The 19,505-nt window shown below is 58.3% G+C and carries 16 protein-coding genes; 4 read left to right on the top strand and 12 right to left on the bottom strand.

The window, feature by feature from the left end; all coding sequences use genetic code 11:
- From ACTH3D_RS07970 to ACTH3D_RS07930, 9 genes are all read right to left on the bottom strand, one after another.
- Positions 1 to 1,118, bottom strand: a 1,118-nt coding sequence (locus ACTH3D_RS07970) for a serine hydrolase (RefSeq protein ID WP_441666532.1), incomplete at its 3' end; no start/stop codon positions are given.
- Positions 1,119 to 1,169: 51 nt separating this feature from the next.
- Positions 1,170 to 2,099: a septal ring lytic transglycosylase RlpA family protein gene (locus tag ACTH3D_RS07965; RefSeq protein ID WP_441666531.1), complete on the bottom strand. Its 930-nt coding sequence runs from the start codon at positions 2,097 to 2,099 to the stop codon at positions 1,170 to 1,172.
- Positions 2,096 to 3,172: a lytic murein transglycosylase B gene (gene mltB / locus ACTH3D_RS07960; protein WP_441666534.1), complete on the bottom strand. Its 1,077-nt coding sequence runs from the start codon at positions 3,170 to 3,172 to the stop codon at positions 2,096 to 2,098. The genes ACTH3D_RS07965 and mltB overlap by 4 nt, the downstream gene beginning before the upstream one ends.
- A 133-nt stretch (positions 3,173 to 3,305) precedes the next feature.
- Positions 3,306 to 4,439 (bottom strand): rod shape-determining protein RodA, encoded by a 1,134-nt coding sequence (rodA, locus tag ACTH3D_RS07955; RefSeq protein WP_441666530.1) that lies wholly within the window; start codon positions 4,437 to 4,439, stop codon positions 3,306 to 3,308.
- Positions 4,436 to 6,361: a penicillin-binding protein 2 gene (gene mrdA, locus ACTH3D_RS07950; RefSeq protein WP_441666529.1), complete on the bottom strand. Its 1,926-nt coding sequence runs from the start codon at positions 6,359 to 6,361 to the stop codon at positions 4,436 to 4,438. Before mrdA ends, rodA begins: the two co-directional genes overlap by 4 nt.
- Before the next feature lie 22 nt (positions 6,362 to 6,383).
- Positions 6,384 to 6,851, bottom strand: a complete 468-nt coding sequence (gene rlmH / locus ACTH3D_RS07945; RefSeq protein WP_441666528.1) for a 23S rRNA (pseudouridine(1915)-N(3))-methyltransferase RlmH — start codon at positions 6,849 to 6,851, stop codon at positions 6,384 to 6,386.
- Positions 6,852 to 6,928: 77 nt separating this feature from the next.
- Positions 6,929 to 7,297, bottom strand: coding sequence for a ribosome silencing factor (gene rsfS, locus ACTH3D_RS07940; protein ID WP_441666527.1), 369 nt, complete (start codon positions 7,295 to 7,297; stop codon positions 6,929 to 6,931).
- A 111-nt stretch (positions 7,298 to 7,408) separates the two neighbouring features.
- Complete coding sequence (nadD, locus tag ACTH3D_RS07935; RefSeq protein WP_441666526.1) at positions 7,409 to 8,071, bottom strand: nicotinate-nucleotide adenylyltransferase; 663 nt, start codon at positions 8,069 to 8,071, stop codon at positions 7,409 to 7,411.
- A gap of 5 nt (positions 8,072 to 8,076) precedes the next feature.
- The gene (locus ACTH3D_RS07930) at positions 8,077 to 9,369 is read right to left on the bottom strand and encodes a glutamate-5-semialdehyde dehydrogenase (RefSeq protein ID WP_441666533.1); all 1,293 of its coding nucleotides are present in this window, start codon (positions 9,367 to 9,369) and stop codon (positions 8,077 to 8,079) included.
- 214 nt (positions 9,370 to 9,583) lie between these two features.
- On the opposite strand from ACTH3D_RS07930, the gene ACTH3D_RS07925 reads away from it, so the two are divergent.
- The 4 genes from ACTH3D_RS07925 (at position 9,584) to ACTH3D_RS07910 (ending at position 14,679) form a co-directional block, all read left to right on the top strand.
- Positions 9,584 to 10,987, top strand: coding sequence for a bifunctional DedA family/phosphatase PAP2 family protein (locus ACTH3D_RS07925; protein WP_441666525.1), 1,404 nt, complete (start codon positions 9,584 to 9,586; stop codon positions 10,985 to 10,987).
- 40 nt (positions 10,988 to 11,027) lie between these two features.
- Positions 11,028 to 12,956 carry a DNA topoisomerase III gene (locus tag ACTH3D_RS07920; protein WP_441666524.1) on the top strand — a complete coding sequence of 643 codons (1,929 nt, stop codon included), beginning with the start codon at positions 11,028 to 11,030 and terminating at the stop codon, positions 12,954 to 12,956.
- A 28-nt stretch (positions 12,957 to 12,984) separates the two neighbouring features.
- Positions 12,985 to 13,911 carry a ketopantoate reductase family protein gene (locus ACTH3D_RS07915; protein WP_441666523.1) on the top strand — a complete coding sequence of 309 codons (927 nt, stop codon included), beginning with the start codon at positions 12,985 to 12,987 and terminating at the stop codon, positions 13,909 to 13,911.
- 117 nt (positions 13,912 to 14,028) lie between these two features.
- On the top strand, positions 14,029 to 14,679 hold the full coding sequence (locus ACTH3D_RS07910) for a hypothetical protein (protein ID WP_441666522.1): 651 nt from the start codon (positions 14,029 to 14,031) through the stop codon (positions 14,677 to 14,679).
- A gap of 157 nt (positions 14,680 to 14,836) precedes the next feature.
- On the opposite strand, the gene ppc is transcribed toward ACTH3D_RS07910, so the two are convergent.
- The 3 genes from ppc to ACTH3D_RS07895 form a co-directional block, all read right to left on the bottom strand.
- Positions 14,837 to 17,485 (bottom strand): phosphoenolpyruvate carboxylase, encoded by a 2,649-nt coding sequence (gene ppc / locus ACTH3D_RS07905; protein WP_441666521.1) that lies wholly within the window; start codon positions 17,483 to 17,485, stop codon positions 14,837 to 14,839.
- A 2-nt stretch (positions 17,486 to 17,487) separates the two neighbouring features.
- Complete coding sequence (mazG, locus tag ACTH3D_RS07900) at positions 17,488 to 18,378, bottom strand: nucleoside triphosphate pyrophosphohydrolase (RefSeq protein WP_441666520.1); 891 nt, start codon at positions 18,376 to 18,378, stop codon at positions 17,488 to 17,490.
- Positions 18,375 to 19,505, bottom strand: a 1,131-nt coding sequence (locus tag ACTH3D_RS07895) for a RelA/SpoT family protein (protein WP_441666519.1), incomplete at its 5' end; no start/stop codon positions are given. The genes ACTH3D_RS07895 and mazG, both read right to left, overlap by 4 nt.

Genomic DNA, 19,505 nt, shown 5'->3' with positions numbered 1-19,505 from the left:
TCACGCTCACCAACAATTTCATTACCCAGTTTGATGGTCATCAGCCCTACTACCTGCCCCTTCTGAATCGGCGCATCCAGACCCTGCTGGATATCGATAGCGGTGGTGATTTCTTCGCGGCGATCTCGCGGCAAGGTTACCATAACGGCTTTATCAACACCCACAGAAAGGGTGTTGGTATCACCACCCCACACTCGGGTAGTACCCAGTTGGGCACCAGCGTCGTCCAGCTTGACAGTCTCAAAGTAGCGGAAACCATAGCTGAGCAGCTTCTGGGTTTCCTGTGCCCTGGCTTCATCTGACGAAGTGCCCATGACGACCGAGATCAAACGCATATCATCACGTTCAGCGGAAGCAACTAGGCAGAAGCCGGCTTCGTTGGTCCAACCGGTTTTCAGACCATCCACAGAAGCGTCACGCCATAGCAAACGATTGCGGTTAGACTGCTCAATACCGCCGAAGGTGAACTGCTTCTGAGCATACATCTGGTAGTGTTCAGGGTAGTCTTCAATAATGTGGCGTGAGAGATTCGCCAAGTCGCGTGCCGAAGAGTAGTGGCCCGGATCGGGCAGGCCGGTGGCGTTCATAAAGTGTGTGTTGGTCATGCCCAGGCGGTCTGCATGCTGGTTCATGATGTCAGCAAACGGCGCTTCACCACCGGCCAGATATTCTGCCATGGCAACACTCGCATCATTGCCGGAAACAATCACGACTCCGTGCAGCAGATCACTGACCGATACTTGGGTGTCCACTTCGATGAACATCTTCGAACCTCCCATGCGCCACGCTCTCTCGCTGATCGGCACCAGGTCATTCAAGGATATTTTTCCGCTGTCCAGTTCACGCTCAACTAAATAGGCGGTCATCAGCTTGGTGAGGCTCGCCGGCGGCAAGCGTTCATCGGCATTGTGCTCAGCCAGTATGCGACCACTGCCGGCATCCACCAGCAACCAGGAACTGGCAGCCAAGCTCGGCGGACTGGGGATCATCACCGGTGGCACTGGCGGTTTGTCAGGGGCCGGCACGGTGCTCTGAGCCAGTACATTTCCCGCCAGGACAACGCCGACGAGAAAGGTGGTCAGGCATCGAAAGGAGCGAAAACAGGATGAAACTCTCATGGCAAGTAGATCTCTTGGCAAGGCTAGAAATTGAACCGGAATAATACGAGCTTATTCGACATTATCGACAACGAATGTTTCTTCAAAGCCGGCCCGCTGGAGCTTGAGGCGAACACCGCCAGCTGCATCGCGTCTGCTGACAGGTCCCACCTGAACCCGATACAGCCCGGCCTTGTCCTCGATCCGCACCGGGTGATCTAGAAGCTCATCCAGGCGGGTTTCAAGCGCATAAGCGCTGTCTGCAGAATCCAGAGCAGCCACCTGAACATAGACCGTGCCACCCGCAGCCGGAGGGTGCTGAGGCTGGTATTGAGGCTGTTCCCGTGGCTTGTCCTGAGGCTTGGCCAGTGGTTGAGAACTCGCCCGAGGAGCGGGAGTCCCGGTACCGCCACCTGACGGCCAGCGGCGCGGATCAATGGCTTCAACTTTCACGCGACCGGTGCCGGCTTCAAGAATGCCCAGGCGCGCGGCAGCAGCATAAGAAAGGTCAATTTCCCGCTCGCTGTGGAAAGGCCCGCGATCGTTGACACGCAGTATCACGGACTTCCCGTTATCCCTATTGGTGACCCGCGCATATGTCGGCAGTGGCAAGGAGCGGTGAGCGGCACTCATCTTGTACATGTCATAGATTTCACCATTGGATGTGGCGTAACCATGAAACTTCTTGCCGTACCACGAGGCATTGCCATCACGGCTATAGCCGCTGGCATCATCCAGCACGCGGTAGGTCTTCCCCCACACATCATAGGTTGACTTGTTGCCGCCCCTGGAGCGCGGCTCGACACGTGGCATAGCATCCGGCACCTGGCTAACATCCGGCGGCTCTTCGGGATAGGCATCCGAATTCATGTGATAGCGCTCACCACTGGGCGGCGCTTCAGCGGGCAAGGCTGCGTCAGTCACCTGCTGGGCAGTATCCTTTGTGGTTGCACAGCCTGCCAACAGCAGCATGCTAAACGCCACTTGATACCAGCGCTTCATGAATCAGCCTCGAACTGTATATCCATGATGAAACCAGCCCCCGTCTCACTCTCGGTCTCAAGCGCCAGCTCAGCCGCAGCAATCGCCTCGGCAAGCTCGGTTACTGCCATGGCATACAGATAGCTGTGATTGTAACGGGTGATGACATAGAAATTGTTAAGCCCCATCCGGTACTGGGTGGAGCCATCTGCAAGCTCAAGCGCCAGCGGCACCACCTTGGTGTCTCCGCTGATAGCAGCGCCGGTGGTAATGCCTTTCTGGGCCAGCTGACTGACACTGACATAGGGCGACTTGGCCTGGTTGAACGAGATGCCAGCGGGTGGCGTTGCAGGCCCCTGTGCCTCCAGATAGATCGGCGCTCCGGCCTGCCAGCGATGCTCGGCAAAATAGTTGCCAATGCTGCCAATGGCATCAACCGGGTCAGTCCACAGGTTGCGCTTGCCATCGTCGTTGAAGTCCACGGCATACGCCATGTAGCTGGTAGGTATGAATTGCGGGTATCCCATGGCGCCCGCATAGGAGCCCACTAGCTCGTCAGGCTCAACCTGCTGGCTCCAGGCAATTTCCAAAAAAGCAGCCAGCTCACCCCGAAAAAACTTGCCCCGGCGTGGATGATGGAACGCCAGCGTTGACAGTGAGTCCAGCACCCGGTGCTTGCCTTTGATCTGCCCGAATCGGGTTTCCACGCCTAGAATCGCAGCGACAACTTCCGGTGGCACACCATAGACCTGCTCGGCCCGCTCAAAGGCCTCACGGTGTGCGGCGATAAACTCAACCCCTTCACGCACCCGGTCTTCACCCAGAAAGATATCACGGTAGCTGTGCCATACTAGGTTGTACTCCGCGGCACTGGTCATCGCATCTAGCACTTCCTTGCTGAACTCAGCACGCCCCATCGCATCATCCAGCCACTCTCGAGACACCCCGCTCGCCGAGACCTCATCAACCAACACCTTGACCTCGCCACGACGCGGGTCGAAATCTGCTGCCATCACCTGACCCGATGCCGCAAGGCATCCCATCAACCCACCGATCAGCAGCGCTTTTGAGCGTCTGAGTTGCAAGCCCTTCATTGCTAACATCCTGTTCTTCTCCAAAGAAGCTGGCATTACGGTAACCACAGTGGGCATTGCCTCACGTCATGGCACGGATATCCACTGCATAGTGCTGGGAGTGCCGCCCCTAGCCCTGCCCTCTAGTGCGCCTCTAGCGCGGCAGCAAACGACGCTGCGCGTGAACTGACATGAGAATACCGAAACCCGCCAGCAAGGTCACGCTGGAGGTTCCACCGTAGCTGACCAACGGCAGAGGCACACCCACAACCGGCAGAAGACCGCTGACCATGCCTACATTAACAAACACATAGATGAAAAAGGTCAGCATGATACTGCCGGCCAGCAGGCGGCCAAAGGTTTCCTGCGCCGCGCTGGCCAGCCACAGGCCCCGGCATATGATCAACAGGTAAAGGACAAGAAAAGCCAGCATGCCCACCAGCCCGAACTCCTCGCCCAGCACAGCGACAATGAAGTCCGTGTGGCGCTCGGGGAGAAACTCAAGCTGGGATTGGGTCCCCTTGAGCCAGCCTTTCCCCCATACTCCGCCGCTGCCAATGGCCGTGGTTGACTGGATGATGTTCCAGCCGGCCCCCAGCGGATCCGTCTCCGGGTCTAGGAAGGTCAAGACACGACGCTTCTGGTAGCCGTGCATATTCATCCACAACAATGGCAGTGCAGAGGCCGCCAGTGCTGCCAACAGAGCAATCACCCGCCACGAAAGCCCTGCCAGCAACACCACGAATATTGCTGACAAGGCCACCAGCAGCGATGTGCCAAGATCAGGCTGTCGTGCAATCAATAGCACAGGCGCACCAATCAGCACGGCACATACGGCGAGATCCCGCAGTCGCGGCGGCAACGGACGACGGCTCAGCCAGGCAGCCACCATCATCGGCATGGCCAGCTTCATCAGTTCAGACGGCTGAAAACGCATCACGCCCGGTATTTCCAGCCAGCGCTGGGCACCCATGCCCATATCACCCATAATTTCTACCGCCACCAGCATGGCGACACCCAGCACGTAGGCGACTGGCGCCCAGCGCTGAAACGTGGTCGGCGACAGCTGCGCTAGTACCACCATGACCACCAGTGCAAATATGAAACGCAGCCCCTGACCTATTACCGCATCCAGGTCCTGTCCACTGGCGCTGTACAGCACACCCAGCCCGCTGACCATCAGCACTATGAGCAACAACAACAACCAAGGGTCAAGGTGAATCCGCTCCCAGTAACTGCGCTTGCGTGACAGGCTGCCGGGCGATATTCCTAGGGCGCTTTTCGTCATGGCACAGCCTCCACGTCAGATGCTTCATCTGATGGGATTTCTGGTGTTTGATCTGCCGGCGACTCAGGCAACTCTCCGGCGTTGCGCTCAAGCAGCCAGAAGTCGCTCATAGCGCGAGCAAGGCCTGCGGCGTGACTGCTACCGCCCCCCGCGTTCTCGACAATCACTGACACCGCAATCTTGGGCTCATCAGTTGGAGCAAAGGCCACAAAGAGTGCATGATCACGCAGCCGCTCGCGTATCTGGGAAGCGTTATACTGTTCATTCTGGCCCAGCGAGAACACTTGAGCGGTGCCTGACTTCCCCGCCATCGGGTATTTCAGCCCTACCCCAGTACGCCGCGCGGTACCTTCGCGGCCACTGATAACCTTTTGCATGCCTGAAAACACACGATCCCACCAGCCCTCATCGGGCAGCACGATATCTTTCGGCGTATCAGGCAACGCCTGGGCCAGCGACTCGCCACCAATTTCCAGCGCAAGGCGCGGCTTTACCCAGTGGCCGCGGTTGGCAAGCACCGCTGTCGCCGTTGCCAGCTGCAGCGGTGTCACCTGCAGATACCCCTGGCCAATGCCCACGGACAGCGTTTCGCCCGGATACCAAGACTGATTAAAACGCTGGCGCTTCCAATCTCGGGACGGCAGTAGTGCACTGCCCTCACCCGCCACATCTGCGGTATTTCGCTGGCCAAAACCAAATCTCGACAACTGCTCGTTAATGCGGTCAATCCCCAGGTCATGAGCCAGCGAGTAGTAGTACGTATTGTTGGATACAGCCAGAGAGCGCTCCATGTCAACGCGACCATGTCCCCAGCGCAGCCAGTTGCGATAGCGACGATCGTCATTGGGAAGCTGGTAATAGCCCGGGTCATAGGTGGTTTTATCCGGCGTAATGACCTCGGACGCCAGCCCTGCAATTGCCATGAAGGGCTTGATGGTCGAGCCGGCCGGATAACTACCGCGGATGGCACGGTTGAACAATGGCAGATCGATATCCTGTTGCAGCGCCCGGTAGTCTTTCACATTGATGCCGGTAACGAACTGGTTGGTATCAAACCCGGGCACCGAGGCAAGGGCCAGAATCTGGCCGTTACTCGGATCGATGGCAACAATGGCACCGCGCCGTCCGTCCAGCAGGTCAAAAGCCAGCTGCTGAAGCGGCTTGTCGATGGTCAGCTTCAGATCCTTTCCAGAAACCGAGTCTTCACGCTCCAGCTCGCGCAGCACCCTGCCGCGGGCATTGGCCTCAACCTTGCGCAACCCCGCCTTGCCATGCAGTTCATTTTCATAGGACAGCTCGACACCTGTCTTGCCGATATAGTGCGTGCCGGCATAGTCGCCGCTGTCGATACGCTCAAGCTCTTGTGCATTGATGCGGCCAACATAGCCCAGTACATGCGACATGATCTCGCTGTCCGGGTAATGGCGCAAAAACTGCGCCTCAACCTCAACCCCCGGCAGGCGATAGCGGTTGACGGCAAGACGGGCAATCTGTAACTCATTGAGATCACTGATCAGCAGTGCAGGTTGGTAAGGACGCTGTCGCTGCCGCGAGCGGGCGCGCAAAGACTCGACCTCATCCTCTGGCAACTCAAGCAGATCAACCAACAGCCTCAGCGTGTCGTCGAGGTCATCCACCCGCTCACGTACCAGCATCAAGTTATAGGTCGGCAGGTTTTCAGCCAACAGTTCGCCATTGCGGTCGTAGATCAAGCCGCGGCTAGGTGGCAGTGGCTCAACTCTGACGCGATTCTTATCAGAGCGTGTGCTGTAGACCTCGTGCTGGACAACTTGAAGGTAATAAAGCCGTGCACCCAGCAGGCCGGTAAGCAGTACCACCAGCACCACGGCCAGCAGCATCCGAACACGGTAAACGTATAGTTCTCTTTGGGGATCCTTGACGGGGTTGCGGTGCAGACGCATGCAGCAGAAAAACCTCAGTCACTCATCGGTGGTAGGGGTGGCCGACCATCAGCGTCCAGGCACGATAAAGCTGCTCAGCCAGCACAATCCGCACCAGCGGATGCGGAAGCGTTAGCGGTGACAGGGACCAACGCTGGTGGGCTTCTGCCGAAAGCCCAGGCTCGAGACCATCCGGCCCACCCACCAGCAGCACCACGTCACGCCCCTGCATACGCCAGCTATCGGCTTCCCGGGCCAGCGTTTCAGTGCTCCAGGGCTTGCCCTTCACTTCCAAAGCTACCAAGTGCTCGTTGCCCTTGAGCCGCGCACGCACGCGTTCGCCCTCCACCGCGATGGCACGCCCGACGTCAGCATTACGCCCTCTTGTACCGGGGGCAATCTCTTCAATTTCCAGCGCAAAATCACGCGGCAGGCGCTTGCGGTATTCTTCAACGCCCCGGCTCACCCAGTCAGGCATGCGGGTGCCGACAGCCAGAATCCTGACCTTCATTGACAGCTCCTGGCAGGCAATCTTTCATGGCACTGCCTCCTTGGCGTTGCTCTTGGCATTATCCTTGCCCGGTGGCGTCAGTGCTGACGGTGCTGCTCCTCAACGACGGACTGGTCATCTGGTGGCAAATCAGCCCACAAGCGCTCCAGATCGTAGAGCTCCCGCGTCTCGGGCATCATCAGATGAACAACCACATCGCCAAGATCGACCAGTACCCATTCGGCACCGCCCTCACCCTCGACGCCCAGCGGCGGCACACCTGCGTTCTTGGCCTTGAAAACCACTTGCTGGGAGAGTGCCGACAAATGTCGACTGGATGTCCCGCTAGCTACAATCATCCATTCAGTAACGCTGGTTAGACGCGAAACGTCCATCAGCGCGATATCCTTGGCCTTGACGTCTTCCAGCGCGTCAACAACCAGTGTCTTCAGTGCGTCGCTATGCATGCTCTTTGATTCAACCCTCTGATTTTGGATAGCTGACCGTCTATTGTAGCGGCTCTTGAAGCAGCAAGCAGCGATCTTTAAGCCCAGACCAGCGATCTTTACGCCAAAACATTAACCATCGCCTGCTCCATATAAGCCAAGCGCCAACAAACGCCGCTCCACTTCAGCGGTCAACAGGTAGCGCACACTACGGCCACTGGCCAACCGCTGGCGAACCTCTGTGGCTGAAACTGCCATGCGCGTAGGTAGGCTGAGGCGCAACAGCCCTCCTGCCGGACTCGCCATCAGCTGATCCGCCGTTTGGACATCACGACCGGCAATCAGTTCGCCAAGCGCTACTGACAACGCAGCCCCATGGTCCGGCCGCTCCATCACCACCACATGTGCCAGTTCAAACAGCCGTTCGGGGGCATGCCAGTCGGCCAGCCGGAGAAAAGCATCATGGCCCAGGGCCATTACCAGCCGTGCCTGGTCTCCATACTCTGCGCGCAACTCAGTCAGGGTATCGGCACTGTAGGACGGCCCCGAGCGCTTGAGCTCACGTCCGTCCGCCACCAGCCCCGGAGTATCTCCTATGCCCAGCTGCAGCAGCTCCAACCGATGTTCAGCGCTGACACCCGGTACCTCGCGCAGCGGCGGGCGGGCAGCAGGCAGCATATGTACGCAGTCCAGCCCCAAGGCTTCGCGCAGCTCAACGGCGCTGCGCAAATGCCCCAGGTGTACCGGGTCAAAGGTACCGCCGAACATGGCGACACGTGGTTGAACTTGCTGCATGGGTGTCACTGCCGAGTCTGACCGTCACCGAATACCACGTACTTGCGTGTGGTCAGGCCCTCAAGCCCGACAGGGCCGCGGACATGCAGACGATCCGTAGAGATGCCGATCTCGGCACCCAGGCCGTACTCGAAGCCATCCGCAAAGCGCGTTGAGGCATTGACCATGACCGAACTGGAGTCGACCTCGGCTAGAAAGCGCCGCGCCAGTGTATAGTTTTCGGTCACGATGGCCTCGGTATGACCGGAGCTGTAACGCTCGATATGCTGCATGGCCGCTTCGATGCCGTCCACGACGCGAATCGCCAACACCGGCGCCAGATATTCTGCCTGCCAGTCTTCCTCAGTGGCCGCCTTGATATCACCCAGCACTTCACGGGTGCGCTCGCAGCCGCGCAACTCTACCTCATGCTCGCCGTAGCCCGCTGCCAGCTGCGGCAGCAGCGATGCGGCCAGAGGCGCATCCACCAGCAGTGTTTCCATGGTATTGCACGTGCCATAACGCTGAGTTTTAGCGTTAATGGCAATTGCCAACGCTTTGTCAGTGTCCGCACTGGCGTCGACATAAACATGGCAGACACCATCCAAGTGCTTGATCACCGGCACCCTGGCGTCACGGCTGATACGCTCGATCAGTGACTTCCCGCCGCGCGGAATGATCACATCCACATATTCAGCCATGCTGATCAATGTGCCTACGGCCGCTCGATCGGTGGTTGCCACGACCTGCACCGCGGCAGCCGACAGACCAGCACGCGCAAGTCCTTGGGCGATGCAGCCAGCTAGAGCAGCGTTGGACTCGCTGGCCTCAGAGCCGCCACGCAGGATGCAGGCATTGCCTGACTTCAGGCACAGGCTTGCCGCTTCGATGGTAACGTTGGGGCGCGACTCGTAGATGATACCGATCACCCCCAACGGCACGCGCATCTGGCCGATCTGCAGGCCGCTTGGCATGCTGCGCATGCCGTCAATGGCACCAACAGGGTCCGGCAGGGCCGCCACCTGGCCAAGCCCGGTAATCATGGCATCGATGCGACTGTCATCCAGCGCCAAGCGGTCCAGCAGCGCCGCATCCAGGCCGTTGTCACGGCCACGGGCCAGGTCACGGGCATTGGCGGCCAGCAACTCGGGGCGAGCGGCTTCCAGCGCCTCAGCCATGGCCAGCAGGGCCGCGTTCTTGAGCGCAGTATCAGCGCTACGCAGCTGAGCAGCCGCACCTTTGGCCTGCTCGCCAAGACCCAGCATATACGTGTGAACGTCATCAATAGTGGTCGCAGAATGGGAAACGTGAGCGGTCATGCCTTTGAGTAACTCCTGAGAAAAGCCCTGACAGATAGAAAGCCCGGATACAACGGCAATGTAGGCCCAGAGCAGGCCATGCAGACGGGCGCTACCCATCCAATACCTTCAATACTAAGTCACCATGAACGGCAAACACAAAGTGGCGATGTAGTTCACAAGCACCGGACTCATCGGCTAGCCTGTGCAACCTGCTACTGGAGCCAGACACACCGTGAACCTTGTTGATGCACTGAATGCCTGGGCGCCCTCGCCCACCACCCTGCTGCTTGTTGTTGCCGCTATTTCGCTGCTTGAGTCACTCGCTCTGGTTGGTATTTTGCTACCCGGCGTGGTGGTGCTCACCGCCGCGGCTTCGCTGGCCGGGCACCAGGAAGTTGCCATGTTTCCACTGCTGGCAGCGGCCTTTAGCGGTGCTGTCATCGGTGATGGTCTGAGCTTCTGGCTGGGCTATTCCCAGCGCGAACATGTCCGCTCAGTGTGGCCACTCAGCCGTTACCCCCAGTGGTTGGAGCAGGGGCAGAAGTTCTTCGAGCGCTACGGCACCCTGTCGATCTTTATTGGCCGCTTCGTGGGGCCGGTACGCCCCATCATTCCCCTGGTCGGCGGCATGATGCATATGTCGCCGCGCCTGTTCATCATGGCCAATCTGGCTTCTGCCGTGCTGTGGGCACCGGCCTATATTCTTCCCGGTTACCTACTCGGCCACGCCTGGCAGTACATGCCAATCATGTCGCACGAGCTGCGCAGCTGGCTAATCAGCCTGAGCATACTCATCGTTATGTTGGCTATCGTGTTTTCCTGGCTGCGCCTACAGCTGCAGCGCGGCGGCAGAGTCTATTGGCTTTTCACCAACCTGGCTCGGCGCAACCGGCTGATGCGCGGACTGTGGCTAAGGCTCATCACTCCACAGCGTAGTGAGCCGCCGCTGGCCAGCTGGCTATTGCTGCTGACATCACTAACTGCGTTTTCGGGCCTGTCCATTGCTGTCATCCATGTCCATGGCCCTTTCCGCCTGGATATCCAGCTCCGCGACCTAGTCATGGAGTTTGTTCAGCCCGGCCAATTGAATCTGGCCAGCACACTGGACCGTGTCGGCGACATGTACGGCATCATCGCGATCATCATTCCCTGGGCGGCATGGATGTTATGGCGTAAACGCGTCGACCTGTTTGCCCATTGGAGCGCCGCCTTGATCGGCATTGCGCTGCTTAACACCCTGGGCAAGATCAGCATTGGCCGTGGCCGTCCCTGGGCACCCGAGCACCTGAGCGAGTCTTTCTCTTACCCCAGCGCCCATGCGTCAACGACCATCCTGCTGCTTGGCCTGATGGCCGCCTTTATCGCTACCCAGTTGCCCATGGCACGTCGCTTCTGGGTTTACTGGGCAGCCATTGTGGCCGGCATGATGATGGCTCTGTCGCGTGTGCTGCTTGGCGTACACTGGCTCAGCGACATTGTCGGTGGCGCGCTGCTTGGGCTGGTGATCAGCGCCCTAACCCAGCTTTCATGGCAGCGTGTTGCGCGCCCCGGGCTTGACGACATGCCCTGGAAGCGCCTGCTGCTGGCCTCGGCGCTTATGGTCACCCTACGCCTGCAGGTATTGGGTACCATCTGACGCTCCTGTTACCGCCACCTGACATTACCGGACCCGAGACATGCGCCTGATCATTGCCGAAAAACCCAGTGTCGGACGCGCAGTTGCCGACGTGCTTCCCAAACCTCACCAAAAAGGGGATGGGTTTATCAGGGCGGGGAATGGCGATGTTGTTACCTGGTGTATTGGCCATTTACTGGAACAGGCCGAGCCGGAGGCTTATGCCCCCGAGTACAAGAAATGGAAGAAAGAGCACCTGCCCATCATCCCGGTGGAATGGAAGCATCATGTTAAAAGCAAAACCCGCTCGCAGTTCAATACAGTCAAAAAACTGATTAAAGAAGCCGATCAACTCATCAACATGGGTGACCCTGACCGCGTAGGCCAAATCCTGGTTGATGAAGTCATTAATTACTCAGGGGTGAATAAAGCAAAACGCGACGCCACTTTGCGCTGTCTCGTTAACGACATGAACCCCGCTGCGATTAAAAAAGCGCTGAATGATCTACGCAAGAACACCGATTTCATTCCGTTAGCGACATCAGCCTTGGCAAGAGCCAGAGCGGACTGGTTGTACGGTATCAATATGACTCGCCTATGCACCCTGCTAGGGCAAAGTGCTGGTTATAACGGTGTTTTGTCCATTGGGCGTGTACAGACACCCGTTTTGGGCTTGGTAGTACACCGTGACCAGGAAATAGAAAACTTTGCCTCCAAGCCCTTCTATGAGGTGTTCATCACGCTTCAAACACAAGCGGGGGAGTCCTTTATCGCAAAGTGGAAACCCAGCACTGCTTGTGAGCCTTACATGGATGAAGAGGGTCGTGTGGTCTCACGCAAACTTGCAGAAATCGTGCTAGATAAAGTGAGAGGAAAAAACGGCAGCATCAAAGCCGTTAAACGTGACAAGAAAAAACAGCCTGCGCCCTTGCCCTACAACCTGTCTGCTCTACAGATTGATGCTTCGAAACGCTTCAACCTTAACGCTCAAAAGACGCTGGATATATGCCAGCAGTTATACGAGCGTCATAAGCTGATCACCTACCCACGGTCTGATTGTCGTTATCTGCCAAACGGCCACTATGACGAGCGTAAAACCGTAACGCAGTCGATTGCCAAAACAACAACGTCGCTTGCTAATGCCGTAAATAACGCTGACCTCGGCTTGAGGAGCAAGGCATGGAACGACTCGAAAGTGGGTGCCCACCACGCCATCATTCCGACATCCAGGTCAATGCCTTCTGATCGGCTGTCACAGGATGAGAAGAATATCTACGAACTTGTTGCCCGACAGTACCTGATGCAGTTCTACCCACCCTTTCAATATGCAGAGCATCAGATTGATAGCGAGCTTGAAGGCGGCTTGTTTATCGCTAAGCAAAAGTCTGTCGTTTCCGATGGCTGGAAGGCTCTATTGCCGCCCCAGAGAAATGCAAAGCAAGATGGCGAGTTCTCGTCAGTAGCATTGCCGAATGTCAAAACGGGTGATTCTGTAGCCTGCGCTGAAGGACGGCTGGACGAAAAGCAGACCAGCCCGCCGAAGCGCTTTACGGATACAACCCTGCTGGCTGCCATGACGGGCATCGCTCGGTTTGTCTCAGACCCTGAGATCAAAAAAGTGCTCAGAGCAACCGACGGGCTCGGTACCGAAGCCACCCGCGCAGGCATCATCGAGCTGTTGTTCAAGCGCCAGTTTCTGACCAAAAAAGGCAAAGAGATCCACTCAACCGATATCGGAAAGCAACTCGTAAAAACCCTGCCCGAACGCATGGTGGCTCCCGATATGACAGCACACTGGGAGTCGCAACTAGACGCCATCAGTGAAAAACGGATGCGCTATGGACACTTCATGCAGCCGTTGACGGAAGGCCTGAGGGCACTGATCATTGAAGTAGAAAAGCAGAACTTCGCCGGTTTGAAAGGCATGGGCAAGAAAACGGTGAGAAAAAGAAAAGCGACGCGTAAAAAAACCACCGCATCATCACGCTAAAGCCAGGTTCAGAATAAGGAAGCAAAGCATGCCAGAGGAGGTATCAACAGCAAACACAACGTTGATTGTTGGCCCTGGCGCGGTGGGGCGCCTGCTGGCCATGCATCTGTCACTGCAGGTGCCGGTACTGCTGGTAGGACGCCGTGAGTTGGGCTCGCACCACTCCTTGGTCACCCCTGACGGCAAGATACTTGAGCGACAGCTACACAGCCTAGTAAGCAGCCAGCTGAGCCGGAGTACTGTGAACAAGGTTGAAACCGTTTACCTAACCACTAAAGCCTATGCCACCGAAGCGGCACTCGATTCGCTCAGCGGCATTCTGCCGCCGACTGCCGCGCTGGTACTGTGGCAGAACGGCTTTACCGTACAACCGACCATCAGCGCCAGCTGGCCCGGCCCGGTGCTGTGCGCCAGCACTACCGAAGGCGCTTATATCAACGACAGCCCTGACCAGCAGCGTGTGATCCACGCGGGGCGTGGACACACCGTTATCGGCGATCTGGATAACCACTACCCTGAGCTTGCTACCCAACTGGCACAGCGGCTCGTGGCCACTGGTATGAGCGCCGAGGCGGTAGCCGACATCCGCCTCAGACTGTGGCACAAACTAGCCATCAACGCGGCCATCAACCCTCTGGTCGCGCGTTACCGAATCCGCAACGGCCAGCTCCGCGACCGCCCGTTTCGGCCCATGGTGACGGAACTGATCGACGAAATTCAGGCCGTCCTTGCCGCTGAAGGCATTCACCCGCCCTCCTTGGGCTGGCACGGCCTCATCTGGAGCGTGATCGACGCGGCCGCCAACAACCGGGCCTCTATGTTGCAAGACATTCTCGCCGAGCGACCCACCGAGCACGCTGCCATTCTGGGCCCGTTATGCGATGCGGCTGAGCGCTACGGGATCCCAGCACCAGGGCTCAGAGCACTGCTGAAATGGCTGGCTTCGCGTGGATAGCTGCAAATAGCCGCTGCCTGGAGCGACTGGCCGGGCACCGAACTGCCTGCTATTATTGGTAATCTCTATCTCACGATAACGCCACACTCGGCGGCGAATGTTTCCGGGGTCAGATCCATGAACAGATCAGGAACCCAGCGCCAACGGGCTTTGTCGACACAAGCACTATCCAGACAAACCCTGTCACGGCTGCTACTGCTGACAGCGTTGCCTGTGCTCTCACTTGGCACCCAGAGTGCCCTTGCCACCCAGCACCCACAGGATGTCTCTGAGTCGTCCAGTTATTTCTATCAGGGCTCCTACCTAACCAGCATTGGTGAGGGCCTTGAGCTTCTGGGTAATAGCGTGTCGTCAATGGACGGCGTTACGTCGGGCTTCAGGCTTACTGCTGGCTTCACTCCCATGGACTTCCCGCTGCTCGATTTCGGTGCCGAGATTGACTACCGCGAAAGCGACGAAGTGCCCTTTGTGGCAAGCCACGGCTCCAGCCAGCTGGTGGATACCACCAGCCTCGGTGGTAGTCTCCTGGCCGGTATACGGATGGGCGACTTCGGCATGTATGCCAAATCTGGCTATGCCGGCTGGCAGGGCGAAATTGTGACCGGCCGACCCGACGCCAGCATCAAAGGCGGTATGGCGCGAGTTAATGGCTTTGGCGCCCACCTGGCAGTCAACGGCGTCATCAGCCGACTCAACTACGAGCGCTTCGACGAGCCCAGCCTGTCGCACCTCAACATGGTAACCGCTTCGGTGCATATTCCATTCTGATGACTCGCCAGCTGACAGACAGCTGTTGCGTTGGCCGTGTTGCTGCCACTGACTCTTGCTTACTGTGAGCTTATCCTCACAAATCGGGCCACCCTGAAAACCTCAGTGGTGGCCCGATGCGTATCATGGCTGTTTTCTTTCAGTACGGTGCCGGAACCTAGCCCGTGTTACGCAGCCCCGCGGCAATACCTGCCATGGTCACCATCAACGCGCGAGACAGATCCGCACTAATCGCACCATCAGCGTCGCGGTTACGCTGCAATAGCTCGGCCTGCAGCCCATGGAGCGGGTCGATATACGGATTACGCACCTCTATCGCCTGGCGAATCAGCGGCGTGCTTTCCAGCAAGGTCTGCTGATCGAGGATAATCAATAGCGCCTCGTTAAGGTTGGCAAAGCGCTTCCGAAGACGCTCACCCAACTGTTCAAGCGCGGGCTCATTGACCAGCCGGTGCTCGTAGTAGGTGGCGATATCCACATCGGCCTTGGCCAGCAGCATTTCTAGCATGTCCAGGTAGGTGCCAAAGAACGGCCACTGGTGGCGCATCTCCTGCAACGCTTTAAGCCCCTCCTCTTCCGCCAGACGCCTAGCAAAAGCTTCACCGCTACCCAACCAGGCAGGCAGCATCAGGCGGGTCTGAGTCCAGGCAAAAATCCACGGAATGGCACGCAACGTTTCTACGCCGCCATCCTGTCGGCGTTTAGCAGGGCGCGAGCCCAGTGGCAGCCGGCCAAGAGCGGCCTCTGGTGTCACCGCACGGAAATATGGCACGAAGTCAGGGTCTTCTCGCACCACGCTGACGTAGCCCTGGTGGGCAATACCGGACAAGCGTTCCATTTCGGCGCGCCACGCTGGCTTGGGTTCCGGTGGTGGCAGCAAGGTGCCTTCAAGCACCGCACAGGCATAGATCTCCATGGAACGCAGGGCGATGTCCGGCTGACCGAATTTGAAGCGGATCATCTCGCCCTGCTCGGTCACCCTCAGGCTGCCATTGACTGAACCTGGCGGCTGCGACAGGATGGCAGCGTGAGCGGGACCACCGCCACGCCCGACTGTACCACCACGACCGTGAAACAGAGTCAGCTTGATATCATGGCGGCGGCACACTCCAACCAGACCTTCCTGCGCCCGGTATTGCGCCCAGGCGGCAGCTAGCTGACCAGCATCTTTGGCCGAGTCGGAATAGCCGATCATGACTTCCTGACAGTTGCCGACCAGCGCCCGATAGCCCGGCAGACTCAGCAGCTGGTCGACCACATCCGGCGCCCGGTTAAGGTCATCGAGGGTTTCAAATAGCGGGGCAATTGGTAACTTGGCACCGCCGCCCACCTCTTTCATCAGCAACGCCACACACAACACGTCAGAAGGTTGGGCCGCCATGGAAATCACATAGGTGCCCAATGACTCGGCAGGCTCATTGGCCGCTACCCGGAAGGTATCAATGACTTCTCGAGTTTCAGCAGAACACTCCCAACGGCGTGGAATCAGCGGACGGCGTGACGCCAGCTCATCTAGCAGGAATTCCTGGCGCTGCTGTTCATTCCATTCACGGTAGTGACCAATGCCCAACGATTCGGTCAGCTCCTCCATCACCTGCTCATGGCGAGCGGCCTCCTGACGCAGATCCAGCTTGGCCAAGGTAACGCCAAACACAGCCACCCGGCGCAACGTATCGAGCAGCACACCATTAGCGATTATGTCCAGCCCCACATCGCACAGCGAGCGGTAACAGGCCAGCAGAGGAGAATATAGCTGGTCGCGGGTTTCGATGATCGGCCCGCCATCATAAGGTTTACCGTCAAGACGCGCCTTGGCCCAGTCACGGGTCGACTCCACCCGCACCAGCAAACGCTTGAGCAGTTCACGATACGGTTCAGCGACATCGCCGACTTCAGCACGCAGCGCGCTGTTGGCCTTCCACATCGACAGTTCATTCTTGAGCTGGTCCAGGTCACGCAGATACAGATCCGCGGCCATCCAGCGGCCCAGCAGCAGAACTTCGCGAGTTACTTTGGCGGTGACATTGGGGTTCCCATCGCGGTCGCCGCCCATCCAGGAAGCGAAACGAATGGGTGCGGCGTCCAGGAGCAAACGCTCACCGGCAACGTCCAGCAGTAGATTGTCCAGATCACGGTGGAAGTCCGGCACGGCTTTCCACAGCGAGTTCTCGATAACCGCAAACCCCCACTTGGCTTCATCCACAGGCGTAGGGCGCTCGTGGCGGATTTCATCCGTATGCCAGGCCTGGCCGACCAGTTCAGACAGCCGCCCTCGGGCCCGCGCACCTCGCTCGGGATAGTCGGTGGACGACTCGATATCGGTCAGACAGTCGTCAATGGCGTCGTATTTCTGGATCAGGGTGCGCCGGATAATCTCAGTAGGATGCGCGGTAAGCACCAGCTCAACGCGCATTTCTGCCAGCGCCTGCACCAGCCTGCGCGGCGAGTGTCCATTTTCAATGGCGCGCTTGAGCAGGTCTCCTAACATGGGCTGGGTGCCTGGCTTATAGTCTTCCACGTGCCGGAAGCGGGCACGGTAGTGCTGTTCGGCGATATTGGCCAGATTAAGAAACTGGTTAAACGCCCGGGTCACGGGCAGCAGTTCGTTGTCGGGCAGTTCACGCAGGTATTCGATCAGCGCCTGACGGCCTTCACGCTCGCCCTGCTGCCCCTGCTTGGCCAAGGCACGAATGGTCTCGATACGCGCAACAAACTCCTCACCAAGATCATCGGCAATGGTATGCCCCAGGCTGTCACCCAGAATCCGGACGTTATCACGCAGTGACTCGTGTAGATCGGTGCTCATGCCTAAGACTCCTCCTTGTTGTGCCAACTGAGTTGTGCCGCTTGCTTGGCCTCACACCATAGCTGATCCATACGCTCAAGGCTCGACTCGCCAGGCGTCAGGCCGTCGCAGGCCAAGGCCTGCTCGACATGACGAAAGCGCTGCTCAAACCGGCGGTTAGTGCCACGCAGGCAGTCTTCCGGGTCAGCCCCAAGCTTTCTAGCCAGATTCACCGCCGCAAACAGCAAGTCGCCAATCTCGTCGGCAGCATGTCTGATATCACCGGCATCCAGCGCCTCTTCAATCTCGCCCAGCTCCTCATGCAGCTTGGCCACAACGCCGGAGGTATCTGGCCAGTCGAACCCCACACGGGCCGCGCGCTTTGACAGTTTGGCAGCACGCGACAACGCTGGCAGCGCCAGCGGAACGTCGTCCAACACCGAACTTCTAGCGGGCTGGGACGCCGCCGGCGCCTGTCTCCAGGCCTTCCGCTCCTCTGCCTTGAGCGCTTCCCAACGGGTATTGACCTGGCTGCTTTCAAGCTGCTCAGCGCTCACACCACTGCGCCGCGAGGCCAGTGTGCCGTCAGGGAAGACATGCGGATGCCGGCGCAGCATCTTGGCCGTGAGGGTGTCGACAACGTCATGAAAATCGAAGCGCTGCTCTTCTGCGCCAATGCTGCTGTAAAAGACCACTTGGAACAGCAAGTCGCCCAGCTCGCCGGGCAGTTCATCATAGGCGCACCGCTCAATAGCATCGGCCACTTCGTACGCTTCTTCCAGGGTATGCGGCACTATGGTGTCCCAGCGCTGACGCACATCCCATGGGCAGCCATACTGCGGGTCGCGCAGCACCGCCATCAGGGTCAGCAGGTCGTCAAGATCATGACGTGGCTCACTAGTACTCACACTCATTTTCGCCCCCTCCGCAAGGCCACAGGCTTGACCTCCCTCAGGCGGCGGACTTCAAACACGTTAGGCAGTTGCTGGATTCTGGTCAGTAGGCGGCCCAGCATTTCAAGCCCCTCCACCTCTAGGGTGATATACAGACGCGCAATACCGTCGTCAGTGTCCATTCGGGTATTGACCGACAGCACATTGATCTTTTCGCTACTTAACACGGTTGTCACATCACTAAGCAGTCCGGAGCGGTCCCAGGCTTCAATCTCGATATCCACCGGGTACTGGGTACGCGCCCGGTCACCCCATTCCACCTCGATGATACGCTGCGGCTCATCAAGGCTCAGCTGCAGGATATTGCTGCAGTCGCTGCGGTGCACGGTAACGCCGCGTCCCTGGGTGATAAAACCGACAATCGGTTCACCAGGCACCGGACTACAGCAGTTGGCCATGCTGGTCTTGAGATTACCGACGCCAAGCACAGTGATGTCACCTGTGCCACCGTTGGATTGGCGACGCGGCTTGGCTAGCAGCTTGTCCAACGCCTCATGCCCATCGCTTTCACCAAACAACTGCTGAGCCTGATGCAATACCTGACCGATACGCAAATCACCCGCGCCGATCGCCGCGTACATGTCATCCGCTGAGGTGTAATTCACCTTGCTGGCCAGCCGCTGAATATCCATTCCCGGCACGTCCAGGCGTTTCATTTCACGCTCGAACAGCGCGCGACCTTCTTCAAGGTTGAGGTCACGGTTCTGGTGTTTCAGCCACGCCTGGATTTTTGAGCGAGCACGCGAGGTGCGCACATAGCCAAGGCTCGGGTTGAGCCAGTCGCGACTCGGCCCGCCCTTGCTGGCGGTAAGAATCTCGACCTGCTGGCCGGTCTTTAGGCGATAGGTCAGCGGGACAATACGCCCATTGACCTTGGCACCACGGCAGCGATGGCCGACCTCGGTATGCACCCGGTAAGCGAAATCGATAGGCGATGCTTCTTTCGGTAAATCAATGATGTGGCCGTCCGGCGTGAAGGTATAGATGCGGTCTGGGGCAATATCGTTTTGCAACCCCTCGCGCAGCTCTCCGCTATGGCCCACGTCTTCCTGCCACTCGAGCACCTGACGCAGCCAGGCTATCTTGTC

The sequence above is a fragment of the Halomonas sp. genome (assembly GCF_052095765.1).
GTDB lineage: Bacteria > Pseudomonadota > Gammaproteobacteria > Pseudomonadales > Halomonadaceae > Halomonas.
This window is presented reverse-complemented; position numbering and strand designations above follow the sequence as displayed.